Genomic DNA, 10490 nt, shown 5'->3' with positions numbered 1-10490 from the left:
CGTGCGTGCGTCGTGCGGGTGTGCGTACGTCGTTCGGGAAGCGCTTTCTCGCTGTGCAGAGCTGTGCGATGGCGTACTGCCGGTCAGCCCGCGTACGGGTCGGTGACCTTGCCGGACCGGGCCAGGAACTCGAAGTCGCAGCCGGTGTCGGCCTGCGTGATCTGCTCGTTGTAGAGCGCGCCGTAGCCGCGCTCGTACCGTGCGGCCGGCGGTGTCCACTCGGCCCGGCGGCGCTCCAACTCATCGTCGTCCACGTTGAGTTGAAGAATCCGCGTCTCGACGTCGAGGGTGATGGTGTCCCCGGTCCGCACGAGGGCAAGCGGTCCGCCGATGTACGACTCCGGCGCCACGTGCAGCACACACGCGCCGTAACTCGTGCCGCTCATCCGGGCGTCGGAGATCCGCACCATGTCCCGTACGCCCTGCTTCAGCAGGTGGTCGGGGATCGGCAGCATGCCGTACTCGGGCATGCCCGGACCGCCCTTGGGCCCGGCGTTGCGCAGCACCAGCACACTGTCGGCGGTGATGTTCAGCGACGGGTCGTTGATGGTCCGCTGCATCGTCTTGTAGTCGTCGAAGACGACCGCACGGCCCGTGTGCTTGAGCAGGTGCTGCTCGGCCGAGATGTGCTTGATGACCGCGCCGCCCGGGCAGAGGTTGCCGCGCAGGACGGCGACTCCCCCCTCGGCGGCGACCGGGTTCTCGCGGGTGCGGATGACGTCGTCGTTGTGGACGACGGCACCTTCGAGCTGCTCCCGCAGCGTGCCGCCCACGGTCGGCCGGTCCAGGTGGAGCAGGTCGGTGATCCGCGAGAGGAAGGCGGGCAGACCGCCGGCGAAGTAGAAGTCCTCCATGAGGTACGTCTGTCCGCCTGGCCGCACGTTCGCCAGCACCGGGACGGTACGGGCGATGCGGTCGAAGTCGTCGAGGGTGAGCCCCAGCCCGGCGCGGCCCGCCATCGCGATGAGGTGGATCACGGCGTTGGTGGAGCCGCCGAGCCCGAGCACCGTGGTGACGGCGTCCTCGAAGGCCTCGCGGGTGAGGATCTCGGACGGCTTGAGCCCGGTCCACGCGAGCTCCACGGCGCGGCGCCCGGAGGCGGCGGCCATCCGCTCGTGCCCGGAGTCGACGGCCGGGATCGAGGAGGCGCCCGGCAGCGTCATGCCCAGTGCTTCCGCCGCCGCGGTCATCGTGGACGCGGTCCCCATGGTCATACAGTGACCGGGCGAACGCGCCAACCCGCCCTGCAGTTCTCGGAGTTCGCAGTCCGTCAGGTTGCCCGCGCGGTGCTCGTCCCAGTACTTCCACATGTCGGTACCGGACCCGAGGGTCTCGCCGCGCCAGTGCCCCGGCAGCATCGGCCCCGCAGGGACGAAGAGCGACGGCACATCGGCCGAGGCGGCACCCATGAGCAGGGCCGGCGTCGACTTGTCGCAGCCCCCGAGCAGCACCGCCGCGTCGATCGGGTACGACCGCAGCAGCTCCTCCGTCTCCATCGCGAGCAGGTTGCGGTAGAGCATCGGGGTCGGCTTCTGGTACGTCTCCGAGACCGTGGCGACCGGGAATTCGAGCGGGAAGCCCCCGGCCTGCCACACTCCCCGCTTGACGGCCTCGGCGCGCTCGCGCAGATGGACGTGGCAGGGGTTGATGTCGGACCAGGTGTTGAGGACGGCGATCACCGGACGGCCCCGGTACTCCTCCGCCTCGTATCCCAGCTGACGCATGCGGGCGTTGTGCGACCAGGTGCGCAGCTGGCCCTCGGTGCCGTACCACTGATGGCTTCTGAGTTCCTCGGGGCGCTTTCTGCCGGTCATATCGACCACCCGGCGGCTATCGCGGCGACCTCGGCGCGCTCGTCCTCGGGCAGGTGCCGGCTCGGCGGACGGACATCCCGGCGGCACAGGCCGAGGGAGGCGAGGGCCTCCTTGACGACGGTGACGTTGTTGGCGGAGCCGTTGGCGGCACGCAGCTCCTCGAAGCGGCGGATCTGCTCCCAGACCTTCATCGCGCCCGGGTAGTCCCCGGATCGAAGCGCTTCGATCATGTTCATGGAGACGGCGGGGGCGACGTTCACGAGCCCCGAGGTGAATCCGGTGGCACCCGCGGAGAAGTACGAGGGCGCGTACGGCTCGGCGAGCCCGGCGACCCAGACGAAGCGCTCCAGCCCGGCGTCGCGGGCGAAGGCGGCGAACTTGGCGGCGTCCGGGACGGCGTACTTCACGCCGATGACGTTCGGGCAGTCGTCGGCGAGTTCGGCGAGGCGGGCGCCGACGAGCTGGGCGTTGCGGATGTACGGCACGACGCCGAGCTCGGGGACGGCCACGGCGATGGCGCGGTGGTAGTCGACCCAGCCGTTCTGCGAGACGTACGGGTGGACGGGCTGGTGGACCATGACCATCTGGGCGCCGAGCTCACGGGCGTGCCTGGCGGAGGCGACGGCGGTCGGTACGTCGTGCCCGACGCCGACGAGGATGGCGGCGCCGCGGTCGCCGGCCTCGTCGACGGTCAACTCGGTGACGAGGCGGCGCTCTTCGGGAGTGAGGGCGTAGAACTCGCCGGTGTTCCCGTTCGGGGTCAGGGTCCTGATCCCCCCGTCGAGGAGACGACGCAGCAGGGCCCGGTGGGCGTCCTGGTCGACGTGTCCGTCCTCGGTGAACGGGGTCACCGGGATCGCCACCACGTCGGCCAGGGCCGTCCGCTGGGTCTCGAACGTCGTTGTCATGCCGGACCGTCCTCTCCCTGGGCCTCGACCTCCGCGTCGGGGAAGGCCCGTTGCACGAACGACGCGATGTGGGCGTACAGGGCGCGCGCGGCGCCGTCGGCGTCCCCGTCGAGCGCGAGCCGCAGGATCTCCCGGTGCTCGCCGGCCTCCCGCTCCCAGGAGGGCGAGGCCGCCCAGGCGACGGCGGAGACGAGGGCGGCCTGGTCGCGGACCTCGTCGAGCATCCGGCCGAGCAGCGGGTTGCCGCACGGCAGGTAGAGGGCGCGGTGGAACTCCCGGTTGGCGAGCGACCGTTCGGCGGTGTCGGCAGCGGCGTCGGCCCGGGTCAGCGCGTCCCGGGCGGCATCGAGCGAAGCCCCGCGGCGCACGGCCCGCTTGAGCGCCTGGGGCTCCAGCAGCAACCGCACGTCGTAGACCTCACGCGCCATGTCCGCGTCCACCATCCGCACCGTGACGCCCTTGTACTGGCTCATCACGACCAGCCCGGTCCCGGCCAACGTCTTGAGCGCCTCGCGCACCGGGGTCTTCGACACCCCGAACTGGGCGGCGAGCTCGGTCTCGACCAGCGCCTGACCGGGCGTCAACTGCCCGGTCAGGATGCGGCGTTTGATCTCCTCCAGCACGTACTGCGTGCGGGAGGGGATCGGCGTGGGCACAGAGGTCATGCGCGCCTCTCGGATCTTCGCGGGACGAGGGGTCTCGCGTATGGGATCTCACATATCGCGTCTCATATATGACGTACGAAGTACGACGCGATGAAGGTAGGAGGGTGCGCATGTTTCGTCAATGCTTCTGACAAAGGAAGTTGGGGTTGCTGATTGCCGGTCAGACGCGCAGGACATGCCCTTCTCGCGCGGTGGCGGTGGGCCCACCGAAGGCCGCGGCGGCGCGGGAGGTGGCCGACTCCGGTGTGAGCGTGGGCCCGACATGCGTGACGACGAGTTCCCGTACGCCCGCCCGGCGGGCGGCGATTCCCGCGTCCTCGGGCGTCAGATGCACCTGTTCACCATCGCGATGTTCATCGATGTCGGCTTCGCACAGGAATAGGTCGGCGTCGCGGGCGAGTTCGGTGAGCGCCGGGCATGGACCGCTGTCCCCGGAGTACGCGAGAACCCGCCCACCGCTCTCGACCCTCAGCCCGTACGCCTCGACGTCGTGCACGACTGCACGTGAGGTGAGCAGCAGGTCGTCGCCGTGCCGGACGCGGTGTCCGTCGCGCAGCGTCCGCACGTCGAAGACACCGCGCAGGAAGCTGGTGTCGGACCGCCCGAAGAACCCCGCGAGACGCTCGGCGCAGCCCTGTGGGGCGTACACAGGAAGGGGCGCGGCGGGATCGAGCCCTCCGTACGCCAACCCGTAGAACGCCGCGAGCAGATCGGCACTGTGGTCGGCATGCAGATGCGAGATCCAGATGGCGTCGAGCCGCGCCGCATCGGTGTGCCGCTGCAACTCCGCGAAGCTCCCGGGCCCCGCGTCCACCCATACGGCGACGTCCTCATCGCGCACCAGATACCCCGAGCACGGGCGGTCGGGCTGCGGATGCGGGGAGGCGGTGCCGAGGACGGTGAGGGTGAGGGACATGGAGGGGAGCGTATGTGCAGGGACAGCCGGGGAGTGCCCCTGTGTGCTTCTACGGCCGCCGCCACCCCGGATCCCGCCCGCTCAACCCCACCGCCCGGTCGAGCAGCGGCGCGGCGTCGGACACCGCGACGACCGGGCCGAAGATGTCACCCCGGTCGGCATCGTCGGCGGCGGCCAGCAGGAAGTCGTGGCACGCCTGCAGCGCGGCCGGGTCGGGGGCGTACGGCTGGGCGGTCGCGTGGGCCAGGTCCCAGCCGTGGATGACGAGTTCGTCGACGGCGACCGCACCGGCGACCGCGCCGGGGAGGTCCACGCCGCCGGCTCGCGTCATGCCGGTCCAGGCGGCCGGGGCGCGCCAGGCCTCGGCGAGTTCGTCGAGGACCTTGGGCAGCTCCTCACGCCAGCCGGGGCCGATGTCCGGGACGGCGTCGGTCGGGCTGGTGTCGGTCGTGGCACCCAGGTCCTTGTGGGCGGCGTCGCGGAAGGCGGCGGCCAGATGGATCAGGTGGCCCAGCATGTTGCGTACCGCGTAGTCCGGGCACGGGGTCGCGTCCGCGAGCTGCTCGTCGGTCACCGCGGCGGCGATTCGGGCGACGGTACGGGTCTGGGGGCCGAGGTCGAGGGTCGGGTCGGCGGTCATCGGCTGCTCCTCACGGCTGCGGGCGTCGTGAAGGGTGGACCGTCCCAAGCCCGGAAACTCATCGCAATGCGGGCTCCGCGACTTCGGCGGGCTCACCGGGCCCGATGCGCTCAGCCCGCTTGGCGCGCACCGCCCGGACCAGCTCGCGCGGCGTCCTGCCGCCGCCCAGGCACCACAGGGCGATCACCGGGTCGCAGATCGCGCAGCCCAGCGAGGAGTCGTGGGAGAACGGGACGATCGGGTTGCCCTTGAGATGGTGCACGACGTCCCACGCGGTGTGCAGCAGCCACCCGATCCCGATGAAGGCCCACGAGTCCAGGCCCCGGTAGGCGACGTATGTGGCGAGCGCGGTGAACGCGAACTCCCAGCCACCGAGTCCTCCGCCGCTCAGATAGGCGGCGCCCGCCCCCGCCACCATGACGGCGTTGAGGCGGCGCCGGTGCGGCTCGCGCACCAGGCACATGAGGAGGACATAGACAAGCCCGATGAGGGCGGGGAGCACGTAAGCCATGGTCCCGACGCTAGGACCGGTGCCCCACCCGCCCCAGAGGCATTGCCGACAGCTTCCGACGGATTCCCGCCGGGCGCTCCTACGGGTTCAGGGTCGCTCACCCTCAGGCTGAAGCGCGGGCTTCTCGTCCGCCTCGCCGTTTGCCGCGCGCTGCCTCTGCAGAAGGTTCTTCAGAGCGAGTTCCCGGGCCATCTTCTCCGAGTGCAGCCTCATCTCCGCTTCCTTGCGCAGTTCGAACATGATCGCCTCCTTCTTCTGACTTTACTATTTCTTTGCTTGAAGGTTACATCATGGAACGGGCTCGCGTCACGATCAAATCGCGGTCGCGCACGGGTAGTTGGCCGAGTGTTCACCTTGCTCTAGGGCACCTTCCCGATCCGCACCAGCCCGCCTTAGAACCACGATGGCCCGGCATGACGACGACATCGACCGTCCTGCGCGACCGCAACGCCCGCCTCTGTCTCACCGGAGTCGTGATCTCCGCCTTCGGCACATCGGCGCTGTGGCTGGCGTCCGGCGTGTGGGTCAAGGACCTCACCGGGTCCGACGGCCTGGCCGCACTGTGCATGCTCGCCCTGTGGGCACCCACCCTGGCCGGCCCGCTGCTCGGCACACTCGCCGACCGCACCCGCCGCAAACCGCTGCTGATCTGCGCGAACCTCCTTCTGGCCGCCCTTCTGCTCACCCTCCTCACGGTCGACTCCCCGGACCGCCTCTGGCTCCTGTTCGCGGTCCTCTTCGTCTACGGCGCGGCGGGCGTCGTGCACGACGCGGCCGAGTCCGCCCTCGTGGCCGGCGCGATCCCCGCACCCCTCCTCGGCGACTTCAACGGGCTGCGCATGACGGCCACCGAGGGCATGAAACTCCTCGCCCCGCTGGCCGGCGCGGGCGTCTACGCGGCGTACGGCGGAGCGAGCGTCGCCCTGCTCGACGCCCTGACGTTCGTGGTGGCGACCGGCCTGTACGCCGCTCTCCGGGTCCGCGAGAGCAGGCCCGGGCCGCCGAGCGGCGGCTGGCGGGCGCAGACCGCCGAGGGCGCCCGCCATCTGTGGTCGCACCCCCGGCTGCGCCCGCTCGTCCTCGCCGGCGGCGCCACCATGCTGTTCGCCGGGCTCAGCGGGGCGATGATCTACGCCGTCGTCGACGGCCTCGGGCACCCTCCCGCGTACGCCGGTGTGCTGTACGCCGTCCAGGGTGCCGGTTCGGTGGCCGTCGGGCTGCTCTCCGGCCGGGCCCTGCGCCGCCTCGGCGAACGCCGTTTCGCCGCGTACGGCATCGCTCTGACGGCCGTCGGCGCGGGGCTGAGGGCGATCCCGTCCGACCCGGTGGCCCTGGTCTGCAGCGCGGCGATCGGCGCGGGCCTGCCCTGCGTGCTGATCGCCGCGCTCACCGCCGTACAGCGCGAGACGCCGCTCGCGCTGCTCGGCCGTACGGCCGCCACGGCGAACACACTCGTCTTCACGCCGAACGTCATCGGGCTGGCGGCGGGGGCGGCCCTGGTCGAACTGGCCGACGTACGGCTGCTGTTGGCCGTGCTCGGCCTCGCATGGCCGGCGGCCGCCCTACCGCTGCTTCACAGCCCGGCGAGCTCCGCCCGCACCGCCCCCAGGTCGCCGTCCGACGCCAACCCCGCGTGATAGAGCCGGATCTCCGTAGCGCCCAGCTCACGCGCGCGTGCCGCGTCCGACGCCAGCGTGCCCGGGCTGCCGCCCATCCCCGAGACCACACCGAAGTTGGCGGCGATGACGGCGTCCTCGCGGCCCTGCTCGGCGAAGGGGGTCAGCAGACCGGGGCCGCCCGCGCAGGGCACGACCACGCCGTCCGCGACGGACAGGATGTGCACGGGGTCGACGCCCGGGTTCGCACCGACGTGGTAGGTCACCGGGTCGGCGTGGAGCAGCACCTGGAAGCCGACGGGGGCGGCCTCCCGCACGGCGGCGACCGCCGCCTCCTGGAGCGTGCGGGCGGTTTCGTCGCGCCACGCGCGCGTGGCCGCTGCCATCTGAGAGCCGAGCAGCTTCTCGACCCCGGCCCAGCCATCGCCGTCCGGCGCGCCTTGCCACAGCGGCTCCAGCGCGTCCCGCACGGCGGCGGCGAGCGCATCGGCGTCCAGGCCCTGGGCGCCGTATCCCTCCCGGCAGGTGGGGCAGAAGCAGAGCGCCATCAGGTACATTCCGGCGTCCCCGAGCGGGACCCCGGCCGTCTTGTCGTGGGCGTGCAGGTGCTGGAGGCCGTACCAGCCGAGGGACTCCAGCTCGGTGCCACGCGCCCCGGGGCGTACGGCTGCCTCGGCGGCCAGGTCGACGAGGTACGCGCGCGTGGCGGGCTGTGCGATGCAGGGCGCCCAGGGGTAGCGGTCGCCGTAGGCGTTGACGACCGAGGTGGCCGGATGCTCGGCGCCGAGTCGGGAGTTGTGCGCGAGGACCACCCAGGTGTGGACCTCCAGGCCCGCGCTCGCGAGTGCGGTGGCCGCCTCGCCGTACGCGTCGCCGGGCGCCCAGTCCCCCGCCGGGTACGGGCGCAGCTCCCGGCCCGCCCAGCGGTCGTCCGTCGGGTAGAGCGCGGCCGCGTGTTCGGCGGTGACGATGCGGTGGCGCGGGTGGCGGGGGGTGAGGGCGCGGGTGGAGTGGTAGGCGGCGGCGAGCGTCACCTGCTGGACGCCGAGGGCGGCGATCCTCCCGGGTGCCTCCGGGTCCCCGTTGACGTCCCAGGGGTAGACGAATGTCGACGCCTTCACTTGGTCTCCTCCGGGTCCTTCTCAGGGTGCTTCTCCAGCAGCGCGTAGCCGCGCTCGATCACCTGGGCGAGTTGCTTGACATGATCCTCGCTCGGCTCGTGCAGCGGGGGCCGCACTTCCCCCACGTCCAGCCCGCGCAGCCGTACGCCCGCCTTGACGAGGGCGACGGCGTATCCGCGGCCCTGGGCGCGCAGTTCGACGAACGGACGGTAGAAGCCGTCCAGGAGGCGGTCGACGGTCGTGTCGTCGCCCGCTTCCAGCGCCCGGTAGAAGGCGAGGGCGATCTCCGGGGCGAAGCAGAACACGGCGGAGGAGTAGAGCGGGACGCCGATCGCACGGTAGGCGAGCTGGGTCTGTTCGGCGGTCGGCAGGCCGTTGAAGTAGAGGAAGTCGCCGGGGACCTCGGTGCGTACGGCGCTGACGATCCGCTGCATGAGGTCCAGGTCGCCGAGGCCGTCCTTGAGCCCGATGATCCCGTCCGTGCGAGCCAGTTCGACGACGGTGTCCGGGGTGAACACGGCGTTGTCGCGCTGGTAGACGATGACGGGGAGCACGGTCGCGGCGGCGATCTCCCGGTAGTGCCGCAGCAGCCCCTCCTGTCCGGCGACGACGAGGTACGGCGGCAGGGCGAGCAGCCCGTGCGCGCCGGCGCCCTCGGCGAGCCGGGCGTACCGCACGGCGAGGGCGGTGCCGTATCCGGCGCCCGCGACGACCGGCACGCGTCCGTCCGCCGCCTCGACGGCCGCCCGCACGCACGCCTCGTACTCCTCGGGAGCGAGCGCGTGGAACTCCCCGGTGCCGCAGCACGCGAACACGGCGGCGGCCCCGGCCTCGACGCCCCGGCGCACATGGGTGCGGTACGTGTCGAGGTCGACCGAGCCGTCGGGGCCGTAGGCGGTGACGGGGAAGAACAGCGGCCCGCTGGGGATGCCGAGACGAGCGGCAAGGGGGGCAGGCGTCACGGGCTCTCCCTGGAACGAGGCGGTTGGAACGAGACGGAGGTACAGGGTGCAGGTTTCTGATCAGAGTTTACGGTTATGAACACAACCTGCACCACCCTTGACGAGGAAGGGTGGTGATCCTTAACTAGTCCATGAATGTGAATACCGTGCACACAGGCGGCCGACGCCCCCAAGGAGACCCGAGGATGCCCGCACCCCGCACCGTTCTGCTCACCGGCGCCGCCGGCGGGCTCGGCACCCTGATGCGGGACCTGCTCCCGGCGTACGGCTACGAGCTGCGACTGCTCGATCTGCGCACCGTCGAGGACGCGCCGGACGCGATCGTCGCCGACCTCGCCGACAAGGAGGCCGTGCGCGAGGCCGTGCGGGGCGTCGACGCGATCATCCACCTCGCGGGCATCTCCCTGGAAGCCCCGTTCGAGAAGATCCTCCGGGCGAACATCGAGGGCACCTACCACCTGTACGAGGCCGCCCGCGAGGAGGGCGTGAGCCGCATCGTCTTCGCCTCCTCCAACCACGCGGTGGGCTTCACGCCCCGCCCCGAGGGCGCCGCACCCCATGACGCGAGCGCGCTGATCCCCATCGACACCCCGCGCCGCCCCGACACCTTCTACGGCCTGTCCAAGTCCTTCGGCGAGGACCTCGCGCAGTTCTACTGGGACAAGCACGGCCTGGAGACGGTGTCCGTACGCATCGGTTCCTGCTTCCCCGAGCCGACCAGCGTCCGCATGCTCTCGGTGTGGATGAGCCCCGCCGACGGCGCCCGCCTCTTCCACGCAGCCCTGACCGCCGAGAACGTCGAGCACACCGTCGTCTACGGCTCCTCGGCGAACACCCGCCTGTGGTGGGACCTGACCACCGCCCGCGCCCTCGGCTACGAGCCCCAGGACGACTCCGAGCCGTACGCCGAGAAGATCGTCGCCGAACAGGGCGAGCTCGACCCGGACGACATCGCGCACGCCTACCTGGGCGGCCACTTCGTGAGCGACCCGCCGATCTGGCCGTACTGATCGGACCCTACTGATCCGACCGAAACACGGCGGAAACCAGGCGTTCGCGGGAGCGGGCGGGCACCGAACGGGCCCGTCCGCTCCCCCATTCGGGCATCAGAGCTGCCCGATCTCACGCCCACCCTCACGGCCACGCAGGTCCGAGGCGGGCACCCACAGCGCCAAACGGGCAGAAACGGGCAGTATCGGATCGACAACAGGCCTGTTCACCCTCGCACCTCCGCTGTAGAACTTCCCTCATGGGCCCCACCGGGCCCGAACGGGCAACTCCGGCTTGACGCCCCCCAGGCGATCAAGCCGAGCACCACAGCACGGAAGCGGGTGTCG

Annotated in this window: 11 protein-coding genes; 2 read left to right on the top strand and 9 right to left on the bottom strand. The window is 71.4% G+C overall.

All coding sequences use genetic code 11. The annotated features are described in order from the left end of the window. Window positions 1–83: 83 nt before the first annotated feature. The 7 genes from araD to BLU79_RS48300 form a co-directional block, all read right to left on the bottom strand. Window positions 84–1814, bottom strand: a complete 1731-nt coding sequence (gene araD, locus BLU79_RS20445) for an L-arabinonate dehydratase (protein ID WP_093907251.1) — start codon at window positions 1812–1814, stop codon at window positions 84–86. Further along, on the bottom strand, window positions 1811–2722 hold the full coding sequence (locus BLU79_RS20440) for a dihydrodipicolinate synthase family protein (RefSeq protein WP_093907250.1): 912 nt from the start codon (window positions 2720–2722) through the stop codon (window positions 1811–1813). The genes araD and BLU79_RS20440 overlap by 4 nt, the downstream gene beginning before the upstream one ends. Then, window positions 2719–3387, bottom strand: a complete 669-nt coding sequence (locus BLU79_RS20435) for a GntR family transcriptional regulator (protein WP_093907249.1) — start codon at window positions 3385–3387, stop codon at window positions 2719–2721. Before BLU79_RS20435 ends, BLU79_RS20440 begins: the two co-directional genes overlap by 4 nt. Window positions 3388–3547: 160 nt before the next feature. Beyond that, window positions 3548–4303 carry an MBL fold metallo-hydrolase gene (locus BLU79_RS20430; protein WP_093907248.1) on the bottom strand — a complete coding sequence of 252 codons (756 nt, stop codon included), beginning with the start codon at window positions 4301–4303 and terminating at the stop codon, window positions 3548–3550. A 49-nt stretch (window positions 4304–4352) separates the two neighbouring features. Then, a complete protein-coding gene (locus BLU79_RS20425) occupies window positions 4353–4943 on the bottom strand; it encodes a TIGR03086 family metal-binding protein (RefSeq protein WP_093907247.1) in 591 nt (196 codons plus the stop codon). 58 nt (window positions 4944–5001) lie between these two features. Then, window positions 5002–5454 (bottom strand): DUF6010 family protein, encoded by a 453-nt coding sequence (locus BLU79_RS20420; RefSeq protein WP_093907246.1) that lies wholly within the window; start codon window positions 5452–5454, stop codon window positions 5002–5004. An 87-nt stretch (window positions 5455–5541) separates the two neighbouring features. Next, window positions 5542–5694: a hypothetical protein gene (locus BLU79_RS48300; protein ID WP_177001095.1), complete on the bottom strand. Its 153-nt coding sequence runs from the start codon at window positions 5692–5694 to the stop codon at window positions 5542–5544. A 173-nt stretch (window positions 5695–5867) separates the two neighbouring features. On the opposite strand from BLU79_RS48300, the gene BLU79_RS20415 reads away from it, so the two are divergent. Next, window positions 5868–7091, top strand: coding sequence for an MFS transporter (locus BLU79_RS20415; protein WP_093907245.1), 1224 nt, complete (start codon window positions 5868–5870; stop codon window positions 7089–7091). On the opposite strand, the gene BLU79_RS20410 is transcribed toward BLU79_RS20415, so the two are convergent. Both BLU79_RS20410 and BLU79_RS20405 read right to left on the bottom strand, forming a co-directional pair. Beyond that, window positions 7028–8191, bottom strand: a complete 1164-nt coding sequence (locus BLU79_RS20410; RefSeq protein ID WP_093907244.1) for a hypothetical protein — start codon at window positions 8189–8191, stop codon at window positions 7028–7030. The two genes, BLU79_RS20415 and BLU79_RS20410, sit on opposite strands and share 64 nt — an antisense overlap. Continuing rightward, window positions 8188–9153, bottom strand: a complete 966-nt coding sequence (locus BLU79_RS20405) for a 5-dehydro-4-deoxyglucarate dehydratase (protein ID WP_093907243.1) — start codon at window positions 9151–9153, stop codon at window positions 8188–8190. The genes BLU79_RS20410 and BLU79_RS20405 overlap by 4 nt, the downstream gene beginning before the upstream one ends. Before the next feature lie 185 nt (window positions 9154–9338). Here BLU79_RS20405 and BLU79_RS20400 point away from each other — a divergent pair, with 185 nt between their 5' ends. Then, window positions 9339–10163: an NAD-dependent epimerase/dehydratase family protein gene (locus BLU79_RS20400; RefSeq protein ID WP_093907242.1), complete on the top strand. Its 825-nt coding sequence runs from the start codon at window positions 9339–9341 to the stop codon at window positions 10161–10163. The last annotated feature ends 327 nt before the right edge of the window (window positions 10164–10490 follow it).

It is taken from the genome of Streptomyces sp. cf386 (genome assembly GCF_900103585.1).
GTDB lineage: Bacteria > Actinomycetota > Actinomycetes > Streptomycetales > Streptomycetaceae > Streptomyces.
Note: the sequence above shows the minus strand (reverse complement) of the source record. Positions and strands in the feature narration are given on the sequence as shown.

Coding starts and splice junctions, on each gene's coding strand:
- araD (WP_093907251.1), bottom strand. CDS start 1,814: ATGACCGGCAGAAAGCGCCCCGAGGAACTCAGAAGCCATCAGTGGTAC.
- BLU79_RS20440 (WP_093907250.1), bottom strand. CDS start 2,722: ATGACAACGACGTTCGAGACCCAGCGGACGGCCCTGGCCGACGTGGTG.
- BLU79_RS20435 (WP_093907249.1), bottom strand. CDS start 3,387: ATGACCTCTGTGCCCACGCCGATCCCCTCCCGCACGCAGTACGTGCTG.
- BLU79_RS20430 (WP_093907248.1), bottom strand. CDS start 4,303: ATGTCCCTCACCCTCACCGTCCTCGGCACCGCCTCCCCGCATCCGCAG.
- BLU79_RS20425 (WP_093907247.1), bottom strand. CDS start 4,943: ATGACCGCCGACCCGACCCTCGACCTCGGCCCCCAGACCCGTACCGTC.
- BLU79_RS20420 (WP_093907246.1), bottom strand. CDS start 5,454: ATGGCTTACGTGCTCCCCGCCCTCATCGGGCTTGTCTATGTCCTCCTC.
- BLU79_RS48300 (WP_177001095.1), bottom strand. CDS start 5,694: ATGTTCGAACTGCGCAAGGAAGCGGAGATGAGGCTGCACTCGGAGAAG.
- BLU79_RS20415 (WP_093907245.1), top strand. CDS start 5,868: ATGACGACGACATCGACCGTCCTGCGCGACCGCAACGCCCGCCTCTGT.
- BLU79_RS20400 (WP_093907242.1), top strand. CDS start 9,339: ATGCCCGCACCCCGCACCGTTCTGCTCACCGGCGCCGCCGGCGGGCTC.